We start from the raw sequence: 23623 nt of genomic DNA, 5'->3' as shown, positions 1-23623 counted from the left end.
GAAGAGGTTTCTTTAAATTTATATTTTAAGAGATTGAATAACCTAAACCATCAAAACTTATCGCAATGGCCGATGATATCTCAGATAAAATCAAGAAGGCTGAACATGACAAATATTTAGCCGAAATAAAAAAGGTAGAAGCAGAAACCTATCTTATCGAAATTAATACGAAGGAACAACTCAAAACCTTAGCTAAGCCATGGTATAAAAAGGAATCATTTTATAGGATATTCACATCTCTTTTATTGGGGGGAGGTGTTTTGGCTTTTTATATCACTTACATTATTAGGCCTGCCTGGGAAAAGGATACCATAGCAGCCGAACTGAAAAATGAAAGATTTGCAAAAGCACTTGCAAAAGATTCAACTGAACTTCAGATAAAAGGAAAACGGATTGCAAATGACTCCGTTGAACTTCAGAGAATGAAAAAGCTGATCTCCTCAAGTTTAAACGAATTACAATCAAGGACCATCGAATATCAAAATAAATATAAAATTGCTGCCGATCAGTTTGCCTCTCGTCTTGACTCGGTAACAAAGCTCTCCAATACCTCACAAAAAAACAATACTAAGGTAGATGCAATTATAAAAAGAACTAAAACATCCATCAGTAATTTGGGAGATATTTCAAACCGGCTTTTTAAATATAATCTTAATAAATTTGTTACCCAATATGGTGACTCATTTTTCCCGGTCAACGGAGACCTCAGAAATAGATTTGGCCAGATACTTGGTTTTGTTGAAAAATATAGCCCCACTGCCAGTAACCAGCAAATTGCCTATGTATTAGCTACTATAAAATACGAAACGGCAAATACTTTTTTACCAATGGCTGAAATAGGTAAAGGCGCGGGCCGCCCTTATGGACAGAAATTGAAGATGTCACAAGAGTCGGGACAACATATACCCTATAACACACCTGATAAATTATATTACGGCCGGGGTTATGTACAATTAGTTTGGTATGAAAACTATGAACTGATGGGGAAAGTATTAGGGATAGATCTGCTCAAGTATCCCGATTTGGCTTTAGATCCTGAAATAGCTTACAGAATAGTTACAACAGCTATGTTTGGCGGATTATTTACAGGCAAACAGCTGAATAAATACATAAACGATACTCAAACGGATTATGTTAATGCCCGAAGTACAATAAACGCTCATGACCATGATCAGCAAATAGCCGAAGATGCAAAAAAGTTTGAGACAATATTAACCAATAGCCTCACCAACGCAAGGTAAATAAAGGTTCTTCCTAAAACATATTCTTCAACCCATCAATAATGCTCTCAAAAAATGTTGGGATACTTAAGCCGTTGTGGTAGTTGAAATACAGGAAGATACAGAAGATAACCACTGCAATAATGATGAACCGCTTAAACATGTAAGCCAGCAATACCAGTAACAGGGGGATGGCTACTAACAGGATCCAGCTGATATGGAAAGGGCTCAGCTTACTGTCGTGCTTATAAATGTAGTACAGTATGGCATGCGTGCCGCTATCGTTCATGTGTTTGGCGTACAGGAAGCTTGAACGATCGAGCTTGTGGCGGTAAAATGCTGTGCCTTTATCAAACTTCAGTTCTTCGGTAAATCCGTTCATTACAAAAGTGAAAACGCCGTTCACGTTTTCCTGTATCACGCCGGCCGTGTCGGTAGCAACTACGGCAACCTCATCAACCGCAAAGGGGTTTTCTTTAATTACAAAATGGTTGATGGCAATTTTATCGGCAAATGCAAAGCTGTGTGCAGCAGTAACAAGGCAAAAAATGAGTAAAAGTTTTTTCATGGTTTGATAGAAAGCTCTTTATCGATGCTGTAATTATCTGCAATAAAAATAGTGTTTTTTATGGGCTATCGGTTAAGTAAATAAATACTCACGTTAAGTACGCAGGCAAAGCTCACCCATATTAAATACGGAACCAGCAGCCATGCGGCAGTCCGGTTAAATTTGTTAAACCAGTTAATGGTTACCATAATGCTGAGCCACAGTAAAATGATCACCATCATGGCGGCTGCTATTTGATGCATGCCAAAAAATATGATCGACCATGAAAAATTTAAAATAAGCTGAATAAAATATACCGAACGGGCAATGATATAAGCAGGTTTACGGCTGCGGTGTTTCCAGATCAGGTAAGCCGAGGTTGCTATCATGATATAAATTAACGTCCATACCGGCGCAAACAACCAGGGCGGCGGATTAAATGGTGGTTTTTTTAATGTACTGTACCAACCGGCAATTTCTGGCCGGGTTACCAGCGATGCTGCAAAGCCTATAGCCAGTACAATGAACAGGCTGATGAGGTAGGGTAAAAACTGAAAACGTTTGGTAGATACAGCTACAGGCATAATGATTTATTAAACCATTAAAAGCGCTGTAAGTTTTGCGGTGGATTGATGAATTTTAAAACTAAACAAAATGAACATTTTCCCGGTTAAGGCAACCGTTTTGCAATAATTACACAGCAATTAGGTTGTATTAACGCTTAAATGTTAGTTTTAGCCCATATGATAAAAGCATACAGGTTATACACCGGCGAAGACGGTAATTCGCATATAGAAAAAGGTATGGTTGAGTTAGGCCCGGTTAATGAAGCGCTGGCCATAAGGTTCCAGGAATCGGAAGCGCATGCGTTTTATGATTACCATAATGCCCCCGCCAACCAATACGTGATCACCCTTACCGGCACCCTTGAATTTGAAACCTATCCCGGTGAAAAATTTATCCTTAATCCAGGCGAGATCCTGATAGCTCAGGATACCACAGGTACTGCCCATAAATGGCGCCTTATTAATGATGAACCCTGGAAACGGGTTTATGTTACTTATGATCCGGAAAAGCCGATAAATTTTGTGGCAGATAAATAAAAACTGCAATCTGCCGCAGGTTTAGCGACATCGTAACCTGTGGTTGGGGATGGTTGAAGCTTTCAGCTTCAGTATTATTTAAGCTGAAAGCTTCAATAAGTAGGACACCACGGGTTGAAAACCCGCGGCAGTTCGTGGGGGTTGATATTCCTTTCACAAATCCTGATACAAAAATCAACAAAGTTTAAATAGTTGAGGCAAATCAGTATTTTCGGCAAATACCTTTTGCAATCCACAAATGAAAAATACTGAACAAAACTATCGTCGTCATTTTTTAAAAACTGCCGCTGTTGGTACCATTGCCGCTATGGGCATCCCGTCAATTGTTTCATCGGCCTTAGCTGCTGAAAAGCCGGGAAAAAAAGTAACTTTTAACCAGGGCGATGTTGTCCTTTTCCAGGGCGACTCCATTACCGACTGGGGCCGCGACCACAGCAAAACCGAACCCAATACCACCAGCGCATTAGGCTCGGGCTATGCATTGCTTACCGCTTCGCAGCTGCTGCTTAAGCATGCCGATAAAGGCCTTAAGATCTATAACAAAGGCATCAGTGGTAATAAAGTATACCAACTGGCCGAGCGCTGGGATACCGATTGCCTTGCCCTTAAACCCAACGTGCTGAGCATCCACATAGGTGTAAACGACTTTTGGCATACGCTAACCAATGGTTATAAAGGTACTATTGATACTTACATTACCGACTATAAAAAGCTGCTTACCCGCACCAAAGAAGCCCTGCCTGATATTAAACTGGTGATCTGCGAACCCTTCGCCGAGAAAAATGTAAGGGCTGTTGATGATAAATGGTACCCTGCATTTGATGCCTACCGCCAGGCCGCCAAAGATGTAGCAGCCGAGTTCGGTGCGGTGTTTGTTCCCTACCAATCGGCATTTGATAAAGCCGAGCAAACCGCCCCGGCCACTTACTGGAACCTTGACGGTGTACACCCCAGCGTAGCCGGTGAAGCCCTGATGGCACAAACCTGGTTAAAAGCAGTGGGAGCGTAACTATGAAAGCTATAATAATGTTATTGCTGTTAACCGGTTTATGGAACAGCACACCGCCAAAAGATGTTACCGGAAAATGGCAGGTTGATCATGTTGATATTTCAGGGAGCACCATGAAAATGAGCGAACAGGAAAAAGCCATGATGATTAAAACGCTTAAAACGGTTTTTTTAAATGCCGTGTTTGATTTCAATGCCAACCACCATTTTTATATAACACCGGCAGTGAAGAGCATGCCAAAAGGCGATTGGGAATACAATCCGGAAAAAGGTATTATACGTATTAAAGAAGTAAATAATACAGGAACTATTATGCTGATCAATGTTGTGGAAAAAGATGGTAGTACGGTATTTGAAATGGTAGAAACTCAGTTAGTTTTAAAAGTTCACAGGAAATCCTGATAAGGGAATAGCTTCATTTTATCATCCTGGCTTCATTATTCATATTACTCGTTGGGCCTTAAGCTTTCTGCTTTCGGCTTTAAGCCTAAAAAGCGTATCTTTGCGCGTAAATGATTGCTATAAATAACCTTACGTTCGAGATTGGTGCGCGGGCCCTATATGATGAAGCCAACTGGCATATTAAACCCGGTGAAAAAATTGGTTTAATTGGTGCCAACGGTACTGGTAAAACTACTCTTTTAAAAATTATCGTAGGCGACTATAAACCTACCTCCGGAACTATATCAATGGCTAAGGACCTTACCATGGGTTACCTTAACCAGGATCTGCTTTCATACTCATCCGATAAAAACATCGTACATGTGGCTATGGAAGCCTTTGAGCGCCAGAACCAACTGCACGACGAGATCGAGAGCCTGCTAAAAAAGCTGGAAACGGATTATAGCGAAGAACTGTTAAACAAACTGAGCGATAAGCAGCACGAGTTTGAACTGCTTGACGGTTATAATATTGAATACAAAGCACACGAAATTTTAGCAGGTTTGGGCTTTAGCGATGACGATTGCAAGCGTAAGCTAAGCACCTTTTCGGGTGGATGGCGGATGCGTGTAATGCTGGCCAAGATCCTGTTACAGGCACCTGATATCCTGCTGCTGGATGAGCCTACCAACCACCTTGACTTGCCATCTATCCAGTGGCTGGAAGATTATTTGAAGGCATTTAGCGGTGCTATCATCATTGTATCGCACGATAGGTGGTTCCTGGATAAAGTGATCAACCGCACGGTTGAATCGCGCAAGGGCAAGCTGACCGTTTACGCGGGCAACTACACTTTCTATCTCGAAGAAAAAGCATTACGCGAAGAGATTCAGCGTGGCGAGTTCAAAAACCAGCAATCAAAAATAAAACAGGAAGAGCGTTTGATCGAGCGTTTCCGTGCCAAAGCTTCTAAAGCAAAAATGGCACAGTCGCGTATCAAAATGCTTGATAAAATGGAACGTATTGATGATGTGGATGATGATAACCCTTCGGTTAACTTCGCTTTCCGTTTCTCTAAACAATCGGGCAGGCACGTAGTAACCTTAGAGGATATCGTTAAAAAATATCCTGCAATTGATATTTTGAATGGTGGCGAGGCCGTAATTGAAAAAGGCGATAAAATTGCCCTCATCGGTGCCAATGGTAAAGGTAAATCAACCCTGTTGCGCATTATTGCTTCGGCTGATAACGACTATACCGGTACGATGACCACAGGCCATAACGTAACTACTACGTTTTTTGCCCAGCACCAGCTGGAATCCCTGCACCTTGAAAACCAGATCCTCCAGGAACTGCAAGCATTTGCCCCAAAACATACCGATACCGAGCTGCGTACAATTTTAGGTTCGTTTTTGTTTACCGGCGATGATGTTTTCAAGAAGATCAAGGTACTATCGGGTGGTGAAAAATCGCGCGTGGCTTTGGCTAAGGCGCTTACTGCCGATGCTAACTTCCTGGTACTGGATGAGCCCACCAACCACCTGGATATGCAATCGGTAAATATCCTGATCCAGGCACTGGAGCAGTACGAAGGGACTTTCATCGTGGTATCGCACGACAGGTATTTCCTGGATAACGTTGCCAACAAGATCTGGTTCATTGAAGATCAAAAGATAAAAATTTACCCTGGCACCTACGCCGAGTTCGACGTGTGGTACGCCAATCGCAAAATAGAGCCAAAAGCTGCCGCGCCTGCACCTCAGCCTAAAAAGGAAGAGAAAAAGCCGGAGCCTGTTAAACAGCCACAAGGCGAAAACAAGCACCAACAGCTTAAAAAACTAAACCAGGACCTGGCCAAAATGGAACAACAAATTGCCGATCTTGAAAAAGAAGTAAAGCAACTGGAAACCCAGCTGGCCGATGAAAAGATATACAGCGACGGCGCCAAACTAAAGCAAACCAATGCCGCTTATAATGCTAAACAAGCCGAATTGAAGCAGATTCAGGATAAATGGGAAACATTGGCCGAGCAGATTTTGGAATTGGAATCGTAAGTTTAATCACCATGTCATTGCGAGGTACGAAGCAATCCCCGATTAGTGGAGCGGCTATGCAAGCCTCTCTGTACAGTTAGGGATTGCTTCGTTCCTCGCAATGACGTTTTTATAGTTTAACCGGAATTAGCAGGTTTATATGAAAAAGCTTTACATCATCCTTTTCACCCTCCTGTCGTTAAATACCTTTGCCCAATCCCCTTACAATAACAACGTTTACTCATCGGCCATAAAAAGTGTTGAGTTTTACAATACCGCCAAGCAGGGCTCTTTCCCTGTGATCAATTTAGGATCGGATGAAAAAGTGTTACTTACGTTTGATGATTTACGTGGAGGTAGCCGCAACTATTATTATACCATTGAGCATTGCGATGCTAACTGGAACTCATCAAACCTTTCACCTGCCGAATACCTGCAAAGCTTTACCGACGACAGGCTGTACAACTACAGCTACTCAACCGGTACCATGCAAAAATACACCCATTACGAAATTTCGTTGCCCAACAATAACATCGTTCCCAAAATATCGGGTAATTATGTGCTTAAGGTGTATGAAGATGGTGATCAAAATAAAATGGTACTTACCCGCAAGCTATATGTGCTGGGCAAGCGGGTTTCAATAGCAGCCGATTTGGTAGCTTCGGCCAATAATGCTACCCGGCAAACTAACCAGAAGGTTAATTTTACGGTTGATTATTCTGGACTGATTGTGCAGAACCCGGCTTATGCTTTACGCACCTTTATTATGCAAAACGCCCGCACCGAAACCGCGGTGCTTAATGGGCAGCCAACTTATATCCGTGGCTCGCAGTTAATTTATAACGATGTTTCTATCAATGATTTTCCCGGTCGCAATGAGTTCAGGCTGTTTGATACCCGTACGTTGAAACTCAATTCGCAAAGGGTTGCTAAAATTTATAAAGACTCGACAAATGTGGTTGTGCTGTTGGGCGATCCGGTGCGTGACCAGCCCAATTACATTTTTCAATACGATAATGACGGGAAATTCTATATCCTGAATAACGATGGCACAACCCCGGCAACCGATGCCGATTACGCCCACGTGTACTTCACACTATCAACCAACAAAGATTCCAAAGATGGCAGCCCCTACGTCGTAGGCCAGTTCAATAACTACCGTCTTGACGAAAGTAATAAGTTGCACCCGCTTGATAATGGCAGGTACACGGTAAATATGCTGTTAAAGCAAGGCGTATATGATTACGAATATATTTGGGTAGATGCCAAAACCGGCAAAGCCGATGATATCCCTTTTGAAGGCAGCCACTTTGAAACCGAAAACGAATACCAGATGCTCACTTACTACCGCCCACCCGCCGCCCGCTGGGATGAACTGGTAGGTTTCAGGGAGTTGGTGACGAAGAGGTAGCCCCACCCAAACCCTAACTGATGATTTTTGTCATTTCGATAGAGCAGGGGAGGCAAGAGCGCCGGGGCGAAAGAGAAATCTTGTACGCCCTGCAATATCAAAAAGCATGGCCGCTATGCATAGCGTACAAGATTTCTCACTCGTTCCTCGTTTCGAAATGACATTCTTTTATTAATCTTCTTATCTTTACCCCAAAACAACCCCATATGACCGGAAAATCGCCGCAGGAATCATACACCATCATGAACGAACTGGTATTACCCAATGATACCAACACTTTAAACAACCTGATGGGGGGCCGCCTGCTGCATTGGATGGATATCGCCGCCGCTATTTCGGCACAAAAGCATTGCAACAGGATTGTGGTTACCGCGTCGGTGGATAACGTATCTTTTAAGGCACCCATAAAATTGGGTGATGTGATCAGCATAGAAGCAAAAGTTACCCGCGCATTTACTACTTCGGTTGAAGTAAGGATGGATGTTTGGGCACAAAATATCCCATCGGGCACCAAGGTGAAAAGCAATGAAGCTTATTACACCTTTGTAGCTTTGGATAAAGATGGACAAAAAACAACCGTACCTGAACTGATCCCCGAAACGGAAAAAGAACAGGCCTTGTATGAAGGAGCGCTTCGCCGCCGCCAATTGAGATTGATATTAGGTGGAAAAATGAACCCGAACGATGCTACCGAACTGAAAGCGCTATTCTTTGGCGATCAGCTGCCACCCAATCTCGGCGAAGAAATTAAACAGTAACAAAATAAGTTGCAGATGGTCTAACAAATAGCTTAACAATAAAACTATTTGTACTATGAGATACTTTTTGTGCTTTTTACTGCCACCTGTCGCCATCCTTACCACCGGCAGGATAGGTGCATTTATACTGAATATATTTTTAACCCTGTTTTTCTGGATCCCGGGCGTAATTCATGCCATCCTGGTAACCAGCGATTATTATGATGCCAAACGCCACAGGCAATTAATGAGGGCGACAAGGCGGGCGAGGTGGTAATTATCGGTGAGTGGTTAATTGGTTTATTAGGTGAGTGGTTAGTTATCCAGCATAAAAAACTTAATCAACCTAATCTAACCTAATCAACTAATCAACCTAATTTGCCATATTTGCCACGATGCAAAAAGGTAAGCTACTAATTATTGATGATGAGGAACGCCTCCGCAACCTGCTTGCGCGTATTTTACAACTGGAAGGCCACGAAGTAATTACCGCAGGTACAGGCAAAGAAGGACTTAAAAAGCTACAGCAGGATACTATACACGTGGTGCTGAGCGATGTCAAGCTGCCCGATATTGATGGTATTACCCTTTCCGAAACCATCAAGAAAAACTACCCTAATACCGAAATCATTGTTTTAACCGCTTACGGCACTATTAATGATGGTGTAAAAGCTATTAAAGCCGGCGCATTTGATTATATCACCAAGGGCGATGATAATGAAAAGATCATCCCGCTGGTGAGCAAGGCCATGGATAAGGCTCTGCTGCAACAAAAAGTTACCGAGCTGGAAAGTAAGCTGAATGATAAGTTTGGTTTCGACAGGCTCATCGGTAAATCAACCGCTATCAGCGATGTGATCAAGCTGGCGCAGAAGGTAGCCCTTACCGATACTACTGTATTATTATTAGGCGAAACCGGCACTGGCAAGGAAATTTTTGCCGAAGCTATTCACCAGGCCAGTAACCGCAGGTCCAAATCATTTGTGGCGGTAAACTGCAGTGCCTTTACCAAAGAATTGCTGGAAAGTGAATTGTTTGGCCATAAAGCAGGTTCATTTACCGGTGCTATAAAAGATAAAAAAGGACTTTTTGAAGAAGCCAACGGCGGTACCATATTTTTAGATGAGATAGGGGAGCTCGACCACGATCTGCAAGCCAAATTACTCCGCGTACTTGAATCGCAGCAGTTCATCAAAATAGGAGATACCAAACCCACACAGGTTAATGTACGCATCCTGGCTGCTACCAACCGCAATTTACTGAACGAGATTAACGACGGTCATTTCCGGTCGGATCTGTATTATCGCCTTTCTGTTTTCCAGATCACCCTGCCTGCCCTGCGCGAGCGTAAAAAAGATATCAAGCTACTGGCCGAGTACTTTATGCAGCACTTTGCCCTTAAAGTTAAAAAGCAGGTAAATATTTTGGGCGATACATTTGTTGAAAAGTTGGAAGCCTACAATTGGCCCGGCAACATCCGTGAACTTAAAAATATCATTGAGCGTGCCGTGATCCTTACCGATAGCAATGTGCTCGACGAAAGCCTGCTGCCTTATGAAATTCAACAGCAACAGGTAAAAAGCGGCGCACCTATTTCGGCGTTCGATCTTTCATCTGTTGAAAAGCTGCATATTCAACGTGTGCTTAACCACACCCATGGCAACCGTGCCGAAGCTGCCCATTTGCTTAATATAGGTGTGGCTACGCTGTACAGGAAGTTGAAGGAGTACGGACTGGAATAGATTGATTTCGGATTTCGGAATTTCGATTTCGGATTTTTCTGAAAAACTTCGCCGACGCCTGGCTCCTGCCGGGTATCGACTATCAAGCGGCCTTTGGCCCACGAAGCTTATAACCTCATTTCTCCATTATGTCATTGCGAGCGATAGCGCGGCAATCTCGTAGCTCTACAGGGCGGATTTGCATAGTTCGCGATTGCCACGTCGCCCCACGCTCAAATCTCCACAGCTCCTCAATGACATGCAAAAATAAATTCCGACCAGTGGAAGACATTGCGCTAAAATTCCCAATTCCACTTTGATAATCACCTATCAAAATGATAGTTCAATTCCCCCTTAATAAATAAATCAATAATTCTAAATCTATATAAATTATTGATAATCATTTATTTATATAAATAATTGATTTCTTGGCATCCGCTTAGCAAAGCCCTTTGCAAAAACATAATAAAATGGATGCTTTACTCACAATCGCTTACCTGGCCACATTTGTAGTGGTATTCTGGGTGTTTTTCAAATCTGTAAACTATTTCGAAAAAATCTAACATCATGGCAGCATTATTCATTGTGGCAGTGGCCGTGTTCATTTACATGGTATACGTACTGCTTAAACCCGAAAAATTTTAAAATTAAACTATGAACACTGAACTTACGGGTGTAATTTTCACCTACCTGCTCACCTTAGCCATTGCCATTCCCCTTGGCCGTTATATGGCTAAAGTTTTTAAGGGCGAAAAAAACTGGCTCGACTTTCTGGCCCCGCTTGATCGCCTGATCTTCCGCTTCAGCGGTATTGATACCAAACGCGAAATGAACTGGAAACAGCACCTGCTGGCCCTGCTTACCATCAACAGCGTTTGGCTGATATATGCCTTTGTTTGCCTCATGGCACAAGGCCATTTGCCGCTTAACCCCGATGCAAACCCGGGCCAGTCGCCTGATACGGCTTTTAATACAGCCATCAGCTTTTTGGTGAACTGTAACCTGCAGCACTACTCGGGCGAAAGCGGCGCTACCTACTTTACACAGCATTTTGTATTCATGTTCCTGCACTTTGTATCTGCCGCAACCGGTATCGCCGCGCTGGTAGTTGTTTTCAAGGCCATGAAAGATAAGGTTACTGATAAACTGGGTAACTTTTGGGAGTATTTTGTAAAATCAATCACCCGCGTGTTGTTGCCTATCTCATTTGTTATAGCCATCATCTTCGCGTTTAACGGCATGACCACCAGTTACGCAGGTAAAGATACTTTTATCAGCATGCAGGGCGATACCGTTCACGTTTCCCGCGGACCGGTTGCACCACTGGTTGCTATCAAACATTTGGGTACCAACGGTGGCGGCTGGTTTGGCGCCAACTCCGCTCACCCTATCGAAAACCCTAACTATTTAACCAATACTGTTGAACTGGTAGCACAGCTGATCATTCCAATCGCGTTGGTATTTGCATTAGGTTTTTACCTCAATAAAAAGAAATTTGCTTACGTAATTTTTGGGGTGATGACGCTTGGGATGCTTTTACTGATGATCCCGACCATCAATGCCGAGCTTAACGGTAACCCGGCCATTGCCCACATGGGTATCAGTCAGCCAACTGGCGCTATGGAAGGTAAGGAAGTACGTTTCGGCCCGCTTAACTCGGCTTACTGGAGTGTTATGACAACCATTACCTCTACAGGTTCGGTAAACTCCATGCATGACAGCGCTATGCCGGTGTCGGGTTTGTCAATGCTTTTAGGCATGATGATCAACTGTTTTTACGGCGGCTGCGGGGTCGGTTTCCTTAACTTCTACATATTTATCATTGTCGCCGTATTTATTTCGGGGCTGATGGTTGGCCGTACCCCCGAGTTTTTGGGCCGTAAGATTGAGGCACGAGAAATGAAGATCGCCTCATTGATTGCCTTGCTGCACCCTTTCATCATATTGGTTGGTCTTGCCATTTCATCATACTTTGTTGTACACGTGGCCGGTGCCGATTGGGCTGTTAAACCATCGACATGGTTAAACAACCCCGGCAACCACGGTTTTTCCGAAATGCTGTATGAGTATTCATCATCGGCAGCCAACAACGGCTCAGGTTTTGAAGGTTTGGGCGATGGTAATATCTTTTGGAACTATACAACCGGTTTGGTGATGATATTGGGCAGGTTCCTGCCAATTATTGGTCCGCTGGCTATTGCAGGTTTACTGGCAAATAAGAAGAACATCCCCGAATCGGCCGGAACGCTTAAAAGCGATACCTCTACTTTCGGACTGATGATCTTCGCGGTGATCGTAATTATCGCTGCCCTGTCATTCTTCCCGGCATTAGCTTTAGGTCCGATTGCTGAACATTTTTCATTAAAATAAGCCCCCTCTAAATCTCCCCCGGTAGGGGAGACTTTTTAAAGCCCTCCCTTCCGGGGAGGGTTTGGGTGGGGCTGGCTTATAAAAATAAAATCATGAACTCAAATCAAAATACATTGTTCCAGGGCGATCAGATGAAGGAGGCTTTCAAACAATCCTTCATCAAGCTAAATCCACGCGTCCTGTTCCGTAACCCGGTGATGTTCACCGTAGAGATTGGTACGGTTGTAATGCTCATTGTGAGCATATTTTCGCTGGCAAATAAAGGTCAGGGCAGTTTTGCCTACAACTTTACAGTATTTATCATATTGCTGTTAACTGTACTGTTTGCCAACTTTGCCGAGGCTATTGCCGAAGCACGCGGTAAAGCCCAGGCCGAAAGCCTCCGCAAAACCCGTGAAGAAACACCTGCCCGCCTGCTGGTTAACGGCAAGGAAGAAAGGGTGATGTCGTCACAATTGAAAAAAGGCGATGTTTTCATTTGCGAAACCGGCGATAATATCCCTACCGACGGCGAGATCATCGAAGGTATTGCTACCATTGATGAGTCGGCCATAACCGGCGAATCTGCCCCGGTGATCCGCGAGGCTGGTGGTGATAAATCATCAGTGACAGGCGGTACCAAGGTATTATCCGACAAGATTAAAGTACTGGTTACCACCCAGCCTGGTGAAAGCTTCCTGGATAAGATGATTGCCCTGGTTGAAGGTGCTTCACGCCAAAAAACACCAAACGAAATAGCATTGACCATCCTGCTGGCAGGTTTTACACTGATCTTCGTTATTGTATGCGTTACGCTGAAACCTTTTGGTGATTACTCCAACACGCCCATCACTATAGCTGCTTTTATATCGTTGTTTGTTTGTTTGATCCCTACCACTATCGGTGGCCTTTTATCGGCCATCGGTATTGCCGGGATGGACAGGGCCTTACGTGCCAACGTAATCACCAAAAGTGGTAAAGCAGTTGAAACTGCAGGCGATTTGGATACCTTATTGCTTGACAAAACAGGTACCATTACTATAGGTAACCGTAAGGCAACCAGCTTTTACCCAACAGCAGGTGTAAACGAACAGGATTTTGTAATGGCATGTGTATTAAGCTCACTGGCCGACGAAACCCCCGAAGGTAAATCGATAGTGGAGCTTGCCGAGCAAGGCCCTAATAAACTAAAGATCTACGCCCCTAAAGATTCGGTATTTATCAAATTCACTGCCGAAACCCGTTCAAGCGGTTTGGATACGCCTGATGGCTTACGTATCCGTAAAGGTGCTTTTGATTCTATCCGTAACATTGCTTTAAAAGCCGGCAACCCGTTTCCAGCCGATGTGGAGGAGAATGTTAAAAAGATCTCCTCAAACGGTGGTACCCCATTGGTGGTATCGCAAAATGAAAAGATCATGGGTGTGATCGAGTTGCAGGATATCATTAAAACCGGTATTGCTGAACGTTTTGAACGCCTCCGCAAAATGGGTGTTAAAACCGTAATGGTGACTGGTGATAACCCGCTCACCGCCAAATTTATTGCCGAGAAAGCCGGTGTGGATGATTTTATTGCCGAGGCTAAGCCCGAGGATAAAATGAACTACATTAAAAAAGAGCAGCAGGGCGGTAAACTGGTAGCCATGATGGGCGACGGTACAAACGATGCCCCGGCACTTGCCCAGGCCGATGTTGGTGTAGCCATGAACAGCGGTACACAAGCTGCCAAAGAAGCTGGTAACATGGTGGATCTGGATAACGACCCAACCAAGCTAATCGAGATCGTAGAAATAGGCAAGCAGTTATTGATGACCCGTGGTACGCTAACTACTTTCAGTATAGCTAACGACGTGGCTAAATACTTCGCCATTGTTCCTGCCTTGTTCATGGTATCAATGCCTGCTTTAAAAGCATTGAACATTATGGACCTGCACAGTCCGCAATCGGCTATCCTTTCGGCAGTGATCTTTAACGCTATTATTATACCTATGCTGATACCATTGGCTTTAAGAGGCGTTGAATACAAACCGATTGGTGCAAGCGCCCTGTTGCGCCGTAACCTCCTGATCTATGGTCTGGGCGGTATCATTATACCATTTATAGGTATTAAACTGATTGATTTAGTTGTTGCATTGTTCATATAAATTAAATGAGCGGGAGGCGTGGGGCATGGGTTTAAGGCGACAGATAAGCTTTAACTGCCATCCGTAAAAACCTCACGCTTCCAAACTCATCTTTAAACATTAAATAAAATGAAAACATATTTGTTGCCATCTATCAAGCTAACTTTAATACTCATTGTATTAACAGCAGGCATATATCCTTTAGCTATAGCAGGTATTGGTAAATTTACCCCTGGCAAAGGCGATGGTGAAACCATCAGTTACAAAGGCCGTGTAGTTGGTTATGCCAACATAGGTCAAAAATTCACTAAAGACGAATATTTCTGGGGCCGTCCATCGGCAGTTGATTATAATGCTGCCGGTTCGGGAGGTTCAAACAAAGGCCCTTCAAACCCCGATTACCTGAAACAGGTTGAAGGCCGTATTGAAGATTTCCTGAAACATAACCCCGGCGTAACCCGCTCACAGATCCCTGCCGAACTGGTTACTGCCTCAGGCAGTGGTTTGGATCCTGATCTTTCGCCGGCTGGTGCAAAAGTACAGGTAGCACGTGTAGCCAAAGTTCGCGGTTTATCGGCCGATGTTTTGAATAAACTGGTTGATGAGCATACCGAACAACCTTTGTTAGGTTTGTTTGGCCCGGCTAAGGTGAATGTATTGAAATTGAATGTGGCGCTTGATGGGTTGAAAAAGTAAAAAATAAACTGCCGCGAGTTTAGTGCAGCGTAACTCGTGGTGAACTATGATGTAAGTTTTTAACTTACATCCCTTCAGTTGAAAACTGAAACTATGGCACACCACGAGTTGCGCTGCACTAAACCCGCGGCAGAGAATAAATAAATTAATAAATTTAAAGTCCCGCTGCCAATTGGCGGAGAGACTTACAGGGGGTATGGAAGACACCAAAGAACAATCGGTAGAGCATTTCCTGGAGCTGATCAAAAAATCGCGCAAGGGGAAGTTCAAGGTATATATAGGCATGAGCGCCGGGGTAGGCAAAACCTACCGCATGCTGTTGGAGGCCCAGGCTTTGATGCGTAACGGTATTGATGTGAAAATCGGTTACATTGAAACCCATAACCGCAAAGAAACCCATGCCCTGCTGGAAGGCCTGCCCATAATACCGCGCCGCAAACTGTTTTACAAGGGGAAGGAACTGGAGGAGATGGATTTAAAAGCCATCATTAGCCTACGGCCCGAGGTTGTTATAGTTGATGAACTGGCCCATACCAATATTGAGGGCAGCAGTAACGAAAAACGCTGGCAGGATGTGCTGGAGATCCTGAACGCGGGCATTAATGTGATCAGCGCGGTGAACATACAACACATGGAAAGCCTTAACGAAGAAGTGGAACGGATAACCGGCGCCACTATCAACGAGCGGGTGCCGGACAAAGTTTTGCAACTGGCCGATGAAGTGGTGAACATTGACCTTACTGCCGATGAGTTAATCGACCGGCTTAAAGAAGGTAAGATCTATGATCAGAAAAAGGTACCAACGGCGCTGAATAACTTTTTCCAGGTAGAGCGGATCCTGCAATTGCGTGAGCTGGCCCTGCGTGAGGTAGCCCACCAGGTAGAGCGGAAGATTGACATTGAAGTACCTAAAACCATTAAGCTGAGGCCCGAGCTGTTTTTGGCCTGTATCAGTACCAATGATGAGTCGGCTAAGATCATTATCCGTAAAACAGCAAGGTTGTCGTCATATTATCGCTCCAAATGGTATTTGTTGTACGTACAAACCTCGCGCGAAAGCAGCGATAAAATTAACTTAGCCGCGCAAAGGCACCTCATCAATAACATGAAGCTGGCCACACAACTGGGCGGCGAGGTGTTGAAGGTAAAAGACGATCATGTGGCCCGCACCATTTGGGAAACGGCCGAAAAATATGATATCACCACGATTTGCATTGGCAAGCCGCGGTTTAAATTTTACCAGCTTATCATGAAAACAGCCGTGTTTACACAGCTACTGAATAAAATGTCGAAAACTGATATTGATCTTGTAATACTTTCATAACCATGACTATAAAAAACAAACTCCGTTCAGGCATCGGTTTCCTGTTTGTACTGGCATTAATTTGCTGCGGAATGTCGATATATTTTCTTAACCGGTTATCTGCCGATGCGGGTGCCATATTGAAGGATAATTATAAAAGCGTGCAGTATGCGCAAAGTGTGCTAACCACATTAGATTCGCATACAGGTAGTTTTACCCCAGAGCAGGTAAAAGCAATTGATCAAAATATGGTCTTGCAGCAGCGCAATGTTACCGAAGCAGGCGAACAGCAGCTTACCGATTCGGCAAGCGCCACCTATGAAAAACTTAAACAGCCCAATAACACCGAAGCTGTACAAAATCAGCTGCGGAGCAGGTTACATCAGCACCTATATGGCATCATGAAGCTTAATATGGATGCCATATCACGCAAAAATGATGTGGCTAACGCTACTTCAAAACGTGGTTCACTATTGGTGGCGTTTTTAGGCGCGTTTTTGTTTTTGGTGGCATTCAGCTTCGCGGTTAATTTTCCGGGATATATTGCCAATCCTATCAAGGAGCTTACGGCCAGGATTAAAGAAGTATCCAACAAAAACTATCACCAGCAGATCCATTTTGAATCGGATGATGAATTTGGTGAGCTTGGGCAGGCTTTTAACACCATGACCCGCAAGCTTGATGAATTTGAGAACAGTAACCTGGCCAGCATCCTGTTTGAGAAAAAACGGATCGAAACCATTATTAACTCCATGCAGGATGCTATTATAGGTTTGGATGAAAAAGGTATTATCATATTTGCCAACCAGGTAGCCTGTAACCTCATCGGCATGAAGGCCGATCAGCTTAATGGTAAATATGCACCTGATATTGCGATAGAGAATGACCTGATGCGCAAGCTGCTGGTGAACGATCAGGCTAAGCTCCGCATTTTTGCCGATGAGCGTGAAGGTTTTTACTCGCGCGAATCCTTATCGGTAAGCAGCAGGGATAAAGTAATAGGTAAAGTGATCATCCTGAAAAATATTACTGAGTACCAGCAGTTAGACGAGGCCAAAACCAACTTCATCGCCACCATATCGCACGAATTAAAAACGCCGATCTCATCCATAAAAATGAGCCTGAAGCTATTGGAAGATGAGCGCATTGGTGAGGTAAACCCCGAACAACGCCAGTTGATCACCAATATTGACGAGGATACCCGCAGGTTGCTGCTGATCACTGGTGAACTGCTGGACATGGCCCAGGTTGAAACCGGTAAACTGCAATTAAACTTTGGCAGCACACACCCTCAAAATATTGTGGATTATGCAGTGAAGGCCATTAAGTTTATTGCCGATCAAAAGCAGGTAGACATTAAAGTGAAATGCGATGAAAGCTTGCCTAAAGTACATGCCGACCTGGATAAAACTACCTGGGTACTCATCAACCTGCTCTCGAACGCCATAAAATACAGTCACGAAAAATCGACCGTTGAGCTGGTAGTTAAGAAGCATAAAAATGATGAGATCGAGTTTTCAGTAACTGATCATGGCAAGGGTATTGAAGACCAATACCTGCCCCGTTTGTTCGAGCGTTATTTTAAAGTACCAAATGCCACATCTGAGCAAAGCGGCACAGGACTGGGGCTTGCCATTGCCAAGGATTTTATTGAGGCCCAGGCAGGCAAGATCAACGTGGAAAGTGAAATAGGTTCGGGCAGTACATTTTATTTCACGCTGAAAAGGGCGATAGCCGCGGCGTAAGATACTAACTAACATCTTCACCGTCATTGCGAGGCACGAAGCAATCGCGAACTATACAGAGTGACTTGCTTAGCCGCTCTGCTAATCGGGGATTGCTTCGTGCCTCGCAATGACGATTTTAATTATTATAAGCGATGGGTTGACGGGAAAAAACAAAAAACTAATTTATTTCTCCAATCAAATGCCAATGCCTTATTTTTAGGCCATGCATCACCCCGAAGACAATCCCTGGAAAATAACATCCGAAAAAAATATCTATGATAACCCCTGGATTGGCCTTACCGAATACCAGGTTATTAACCCGGCAGGCAATCCGGGCATATACGGAAAGGTGCATTATAAAAATTTGGCTATCGGCGTTTTGCCCTTAGATGATGAGCTGAATACTTATCTTGTTGGTCAGTACCGTTTTCCATTAAACCAGTATAGCTGGGAAATGCCCGAAGGCGGCGGCCCTGAAGGTACCGATCCGCTTGAATCGGCCAAACGCGAATTACTGGAAGAAACGGGTTTAAAAGCCTCACAGTGGACAGAGATCCAGCGTCTGCACCTCAGCAATTCGGTAAGCGATGAATTGAGCATATTGTACCTGGCCCAAGGGCTTGAGCAGTTTGAGGCCGAGCCTGAAGAAACCGAGCAGCTGATCATCAAAAAAGTACCTTTTGCCGAAATGTACCGCATGGTTTGCGATGGCACAATTACCGATGCCATGACCGTTGCAGCAGTGCTTAAGGTACAGCTGCTGCTTACAGAAAACCGTTTGTAAATTACCGCTTTACTGAAAAAAATATAACTTTGCCCATTGATGAAAAAGTTATTAGGCTATATTTTAACACCGTTTACCGCTATCGCATTTTCTTTGTTCCTGGTTATATTTCATCCTATCCAGTGGATCTGTTTTCGCGTGTTTGGCTACTCGGCGCATAAAAAGGTTGTTGATGTATTAAATTTATGCCTGTTAAGCACTTTTTATATACTGGGCGATACTGTAACTTTTATTAATGAACGGGATTTGCCGCTTGACCGGCCTATTATATTTTTGTCCAATCACCAGAGCCTGCTTGATATACCCCCGCTTATCTATTATCTGCGCAGATATCACGCCAAGTTTGTTTCTAAAATTGAGCTTACCAAAAATATTCCCTCCATCAGCTATAACCTTAAACATGGCGGAGGTGCTAATATCGACAGGAAAGACTCCCGCCAGTCTATGACTGAACTGATGAAATTAGGTGAGCGTATGAAGGCAAATAACTGGTCAGCTGTGATTTTCCCCGAAGGCACACGTTCAAAGGATGGCGCGGTTAAAGCATTTCACTCGGCCGGTATTGCTGCTATTCTTAAAAAATGTCCTGATGCATTGCTTGTTCCTATTGCAATTAATAATGCCTGGAAGGTTATGAAATATGGCTATTATCCCCTTAACACTTTTACACCAGTAACCTGGACCGTGCTTGAACCCATTGAACCAGGTAAAACTCCCGTAGCCGAACTGGTGCTTGAAGCCGAAAACAGGATTAAGGCGTTTTTAGCCTGATTTGGTTAAAAAACATGTCATTGCGAGCGCAGCGTGGCAATCGCACGGTAGCGTGGCCGCTCTGTATAGTATGCGATAGCTTCGTCGTTTCTCCTCGCAGTGACATTTTTTGTATTCTCCGTCCCATCAGGGGTCTCTAACAGAGGACCCTGATGTTCTACACCATGCCAGCTGCAATAATTATGGGATCTTAAGAGCATCGTAGACCTCAGGGTCGTCTGCGAGTTTAAGTTAACCCACAAAATTGCTTGTCGTTTAAACAGCAAGGCGCTGTGTTTTGCCCCTCTGGGGCAAAGGATATTCCTATTTTATCAGCTACAAACCTTTTGCACCTCTGGTGCATCTGTCCTTGGGCAATTATAAAAATCCCCAGAGGGGGAAAAGGTTTGTAGGAAAAAAACGTCCCATCCCTTACCCGAGCCCCAGAGGGGCTCAACTCACGCATTTTACCCAATTTGACTATTGATTTTGTGGGTTAACTTAAATCTGCGAGAGCCCCTAAGGGGACGAAAGCTTAACTGTACTATTCAACTTTTCATCCTCGTAAGCAGAATGCTTGCCCAGTTTTAGGTCGAAGTTATGCTATCGCTAAACTTCGACCAGTGATCGCAAAACTCCCGCGTTAGAAAAAATCTGATATCGAAATTCCCAAATTCGATATCCAAAATGCAATTAACCTGTTAATAATCAGTTAAATGTTAACAAATAAATCACACGTTATTTACGTTAATATGAAATGAAATCGCTTATTTTTATAGACCCATAAAAAGGTCGCCTAAAATTTACCTAAAATAATTTTTATGACCTGGAGAAAATTCAGCGGCGAAGTAATCCAATCGCCCATTATGGAAGAGGTTGAAAAGGCAATTGAACGCGAAGCCCTCCTCGGTAACAAGCTCAAAGTATGTATCGGCACCGACTCACAAGTTAAAGGATCTGTAACAGATTTTGCAACAGTGATTGTTTTTCTGCGCGAAAAACGCGGCGCATTTATGTTCATACACCAGGAGCGTACTTCGCAAAAAATGAGCATTAAAGAAAGGATGCTGAGCGAAGTTCAAAAGTCTATCGACATTGCTTACAAGCTTTGCGATTTACTTGACCTTTATGATGTGGAGCTTGAGGTACACGCCGACATTAACACCAACCCTATGTTTAAAAGTAACGCTGCCTTACATGAGGCTATGGGTTACATCCTGAGCATGGGTTTTGTGTTTAAGGCCAAACCCGAGGCTTTTGCAAGTTCATACTGCGCCAATAAAATAGTGCAGTAAATTTGCCGAAACTAAAAGCGTGTATCTATATTTGATATTAAAATATATCAGATATACCTATGTCGCCACTTATTGAAACCAACGACCCGGCTTTAGCCGCACAGGATACTATTCTTATTGATGCCCGCGGAGGGCAGGACTCTTACCAGCGTTACCTGGCAGGCCATTTAAACCACGCCATATACGCCGACCTTGATCAGCACCTTACCACTAAACCCGATGACCCCGCCTTTGGCGGCAGGCACCCGCTGCCCAATATACAGGAGTTTGCTGTATTGCTGGGTAACTGGGGCATTACGCCCGGGAGCCATGTGGTGGTTTATGATGATAAATCAGGCGCATTCAGTGCATCGCGTTTATGGTGGATGCTGCGGGCAATCGGACATGAAAATGTACAGGTACTGAATGGGGGCTTACAGGCCGCTAAGGATGCCGGTATAACCTTAAGCACCGAAGCTTATACACCTGCCGCGGTTGATCCGTATCCGGTAACGCACGAGTATGCAAACACTGTTGAGATAGCGGAAGCCGGCGAAGCTGCACAGGATCCTTCACGATTGGTAATTGATGTGCGTGAAACGCCACGTTATTTGGGTCAAACAGAACCTTTAGATCTAATTGCCGGTCATATTCCCGGCGCTTTAAACCTGCCTTATATCAACAACCTTGGCGCTGATGGTAAGTATTTACCTGCCGATGAGCTGCGCAAGGCCTACGATGCCGCCATTGGCGATGTAGCGCATAACGAGGTGATTGTTCACTGCGGATCGGGTGTTACAGCCTGCCATACCCTGCTGGGTATGGATTATGCAGGTATCAGCGGTCCTAAGCTTTATGTTGGCTCCTGGAGCGAATGGTCAAGAAGGGATTTGCCGATAGGGAAGGAAGAGCGGTAGAAATAGATACTATGTCATTGCGAGGCACGAAGCAATCGCACGGATGCAGGGCCGCCCTGTAGAGCATGCGATTGCCACGCTGCGTTCGCAATGACATTATTTTAGATGGCTGTCTTCATCGAAACACTTACCCTCACCCCTTGTTACCCCATTGTGAAAACATACGTTTTAAAAAGAGAACAATCTATTCCCATCAGCATTGATCAGGCTTGGGATTTTTTCTCATCGCCATTAAATCTCGCTAAGATCACGCCAAATGACATAAGTTTTGTGGTAACGTCTGATTATACCGAGACAACCAGGATATATGCCGGGATGATCATTACCTATAAAATATCACCGCTGGCGGGCTTCAAAATGAACTGGATGACGGAGATCACTCATGTTGATGATAAAAAGTATTTTGTTGATGAGCAGCGTTTCGGCCCTTATGCTTTATGGCACCATCAGCACCATTTTAAAATAATTGAAGGCGGCGTACACATGACTGATCTTTTGCATTATGCTATTCCTTATGGAGTAATGGGCAGGTTGGCAAATACTGTTTTTGTTAAAAGCAAGGTGGAGCAGATATTTGATTATCGCATCAAGGCTATTGAAGATTTGTTTGGGAAGTTGTAACATCTGCTACAGAGTCACCTCCATGTCATTGAGAGCGATAGCGTGGCAGCGCGAAATTATTTCGTATCTATCCGGTAATTAAGCGATGCCGAAAAGCTGGTACCCGCACCGGTATTACGCCCGGTAACAAATGAACCGCCGGTTAAAAACAACGAGAGGCTTTTAGCAAACGCATGCCCATAACTTAATGATACCTGGTTAAAGGCAAAGTTTTTACTGGCGCTTGGGTTCACATTAAAATCCTTATTGATACTGGTGGCATAAAAACCGCCAACACTTAGTGAGATCTGCTCACGGAATTTTTTGTCGAGCGTTAAACCGTATGTGGCGTTGTACCTGTCCTGGAAAACGCTTTCATAACCAAAGTATTCGCGTACACCGTTTTCCAGGATGAAGAATGAGTTTTTACCAAATAAATGCCCGCTTCCTGCGAAGGCCAGTTTAAGCTCTGCACCTTTTTGGTTGTAGCCCAAAGCTGTGTTGGTGTACATGGGTAAAATGGCCGTGCCCTGTAAGCTGAAGTAATATTTATAATTAATGTTGGCAAGATAGTACCTGATGCCTACCTCCAGGTCCTGAAAACCCGAACTTTTGCTGGTTCCAAGATCTGTACTAAAAGTGTTCATTACATAAGGTGCTAATACCGATAGGGTAAACTTACGGCTTAAACCAACTTCTGAATATAAAGAATAACTCCATGAGCTGAACTTGCCGTTATTGGCAAAGGCGCCTTTATGGCTGTCGGCATCCCAGGCTTTATTGGCAAAAAAGTACGTTGACGATGGTGATAGCGAGATCCTGCCTGGCCTTACCGGGAAGCCACCGGCATAACTTTTACCTGTAGCTATGGCAAGCAACACTATCCCTGCAAACAAGCATTTTGATAAAGTATTTTTCAAGGTCATGTGTGTAGGTTTT

General features: G+C 44.0%; 23 protein-coding genes. 20 read left to right on the top strand and 3 right to left on the bottom strand.

The window, feature by feature from the left end; translation table 11 throughout:
- Window positions 1-65 precede the first annotated feature (65 nt).
- Complete coding sequence (locus tag ACFFGT_RS25695; protein WP_377025376.1) at window positions 66-1241, top strand: glycoside hydrolase family 19 protein; 1176 nt, start codon at window positions 66-68, stop codon at window positions 1239-1241.
- Between the two features lie 13 nt (window positions 1242-1254).
- Here ACFFGT_RS25695 and ACFFGT_RS25690 read toward each other — a convergent pair whose 3' ends face one another.
- Together ACFFGT_RS25690 and ACFFGT_RS25685 are read right to left on the bottom strand one after the other, a co-directional pair.
- Complete coding sequence (locus tag ACFFGT_RS25690; protein WP_377025375.1) at window positions 1255-1788, bottom strand: hypothetical protein; 534 nt, start codon at window positions 1786-1788, stop codon at window positions 1255-1257.
- Window positions 1789-1853: 65 nt separating this feature from the next.
- Window positions 1854-2351: a TspO/MBR family protein gene (locus ACFFGT_RS25685; RefSeq protein ID WP_377025374.1), complete on the bottom strand. Its 498-nt coding sequence runs from the start codon at window positions 2349-2351 to the stop codon at window positions 1854-1856.
- Between the two features lie 159 nt (window positions 2352-2510).
- Between ACFFGT_RS25685 and ACFFGT_RS25680 the strand changes: the two genes are divergently transcribed.
- The 19 genes from ACFFGT_RS25680 to ACFFGT_RS25590 all read left to right on the top strand — a co-directional run bounded on the left by ACFFGT_RS25680 (window position 2511) and on the right by ACFFGT_RS25590 (window position 22705).
- Window positions 2511-2870, top strand: coding sequence for a cupin domain-containing protein (locus ACFFGT_RS25680; protein ID WP_377025373.1), 360 nt, complete (start codon window positions 2511-2513; stop codon window positions 2868-2870).
- Between the two features lie 238 nt (window positions 2871-3108).
- A complete protein-coding gene (locus tag ACFFGT_RS25675; RefSeq protein ID WP_377025372.1) occupies window positions 3109-3879 on the top strand; it encodes an SGNH/GDSL hydrolase family protein in 771 nt (256 codons plus the stop codon).
- A 2-nt stretch (window positions 3880-3881) separates the two neighbouring features.
- A complete protein-coding gene (locus ACFFGT_RS25670; RefSeq protein ID WP_377025371.1) occupies window positions 3882-4280 on the top strand; it encodes a hypothetical protein in 399 nt (132 codons plus the stop codon).
- Window positions 4281-4390: 110 nt separating this feature from the next.
- Complete coding sequence (gene abc-f, locus ACFFGT_RS25665) at window positions 4391-6313, top strand: ribosomal protection-like ABC-F family protein (RefSeq protein WP_377025370.1); 1923 nt, start codon at window positions 4391-4393, stop codon at window positions 6311-6313.
- 139 nt (window positions 6314-6452) lie between these two features.
- On the top strand, window positions 6453-7703 hold the full coding sequence (locus ACFFGT_RS25660) for a type IX secretion system plug protein (RefSeq protein ID WP_377025369.1): 1251 nt from the start codon (window positions 6453-6455) through the stop codon (window positions 7701-7703).
- A 206-nt stretch (window positions 7704-7909) separates the two neighbouring features.
- Window positions 7910-8461, top strand: a complete 552-nt coding sequence (locus tag ACFFGT_RS25655; protein ID WP_377025368.1) for an acyl-CoA thioesterase — start codon at window positions 7910-7912, stop codon at window positions 8459-8461.
- 55 nt (window positions 8462-8516) lie between these two features.
- A complete protein-coding gene (locus tag ACFFGT_RS25650) occupies window positions 8517-8717 on the top strand; it encodes a YqaE/Pmp3 family membrane protein (protein WP_110586577.1) in 201 nt (66 codons plus the stop codon).
- 118 nt (window positions 8718-8835) lie between these two features.
- Window positions 8836-10182 carry a sigma-54-dependent transcriptional regulator gene (locus tag ACFFGT_RS25645; RefSeq protein ID WP_377025367.1) on the top strand — a complete coding sequence of 449 codons (1347 nt, stop codon included), beginning with the start codon at window positions 8836-8838 and terminating at the stop codon, window positions 10180-10182.
- A 546-nt stretch (window positions 10183-10728) separates the two neighbouring features.
- The gene (gene kdpF, locus ACFFGT_RS25640) at window positions 10729-10806 is read left to right on the top strand and encodes a K(+)-transporting ATPase subunit F (RefSeq protein WP_373695595.1); all 78 of its coding nucleotides are present in this window, start codon (window positions 10729-10731) and stop codon (window positions 10804-10806) included.
- 9 nt (window positions 10807-10815) lie between these two features.
- Window positions 10816-12531: a potassium-transporting ATPase subunit KdpA gene (gene kdpA, locus ACFFGT_RS25635; protein WP_377025366.1), complete on the top strand. Its 1716-nt coding sequence runs from the start codon at window positions 10816-10818 to the stop codon at window positions 12529-12531.
- A 92-nt stretch (window positions 12532-12623) separates the two neighbouring features.
- On the top strand, window positions 12624-14654 hold the full coding sequence (kdpB, locus tag ACFFGT_RS25630; RefSeq protein ID WP_377025365.1) for a potassium-transporting ATPase subunit KdpB: 2031 nt from the start codon (window positions 12624-12626) through the stop codon (window positions 14652-14654).
- Between the two features lie 108 nt (window positions 14655-14762).
- Window positions 14763-15329: a K(+)-transporting ATPase subunit C gene (locus ACFFGT_RS25625; protein WP_377025364.1), complete on the top strand. Its 567-nt coding sequence runs from the start codon at window positions 14763-14765 to the stop codon at window positions 15327-15329.
- Window positions 15330-15525: 196 nt separating this feature from the next.
- Window positions 15526-16653, top strand: a complete 1128-nt coding sequence (locus tag ACFFGT_RS25620; RefSeq protein WP_377025363.1) for a sensor protein KdpD — start codon at window positions 15526-15528, stop codon at window positions 16651-16653.
- 2 nt (window positions 16654-16655) lie between these two features.
- Window positions 16656-18377, top strand: coding sequence for a HAMP domain-containing sensor histidine kinase (locus ACFFGT_RS25615; RefSeq protein ID WP_377025362.1), 1722 nt, complete (start codon window positions 16656-16658; stop codon window positions 18375-18377).
- Window positions 18378-18582: 205 nt separating this feature from the next.
- Window positions 18583-19143: an NUDIX domain-containing protein gene (locus ACFFGT_RS25610; protein WP_377025361.1), complete on the top strand. Its 561-nt coding sequence runs from the start codon at window positions 18583-18585 to the stop codon at window positions 19141-19143.
- A 39-nt stretch (window positions 19144-19182) separates the two neighbouring features.
- The gene (locus tag ACFFGT_RS25605; protein ID WP_377025360.1) at window positions 19183-19914 is read left to right on the top strand and encodes a lysophospholipid acyltransferase family protein; all 732 of its coding nucleotides are present in this window, start codon (window positions 19183-19185) and stop codon (window positions 19912-19914) included.
- An 800-nt stretch (window positions 19915-20714) separates the two neighbouring features.
- Window positions 20715-21188, top strand: coding sequence for a ribonuclease H-like YkuK family protein (locus ACFFGT_RS25600; RefSeq protein WP_090533971.1), 474 nt, complete (start codon window positions 20715-20717; stop codon window positions 21186-21188).
- A 59-nt stretch (window positions 21189-21247) separates the two neighbouring features.
- Complete coding sequence (locus ACFFGT_RS25595) at window positions 21248-22084, top strand: sulfurtransferase (protein ID WP_377025359.1); 837 nt, start codon at window positions 21248-21250, stop codon at window positions 22082-22084.
- A gap of 153 nt (window positions 22085-22237) precedes the next feature.
- Window positions 22238-22705 (top strand): SRPBCC family protein, encoded by a 468-nt coding sequence (locus tag ACFFGT_RS25590; protein WP_377025358.1) that lies wholly within the window; start codon window positions 22238-22240, stop codon window positions 22703-22705.
- A 56-nt stretch (window positions 22706-22761) separates the two neighbouring features.
- Here the strand turns inward: ACFFGT_RS25590 and ACFFGT_RS25585 are convergent, their stop codons facing one another.
- On the bottom strand, window positions 22762-23610 hold the full coding sequence (locus tag ACFFGT_RS25585) for a hypothetical protein (RefSeq protein WP_377025357.1): 849 nt from the start codon (window positions 23608-23610) through the stop codon (window positions 22762-22764).
- Window positions 23611-23623 lie beyond the last annotated feature (13 nt).

Source organism: Mucilaginibacter angelicae, assembly GCF_042434235.1.
Lineage (GTDB): Bacteria > Bacteroidota > Bacteroidia > Sphingobacteriales > Sphingobacteriaceae > Mucilaginibacter > Mucilaginibacter angelicae.
Note: the sequence above shows the minus strand (reverse complement) of the source record. Positions and strands in the feature narration are given on the sequence as shown.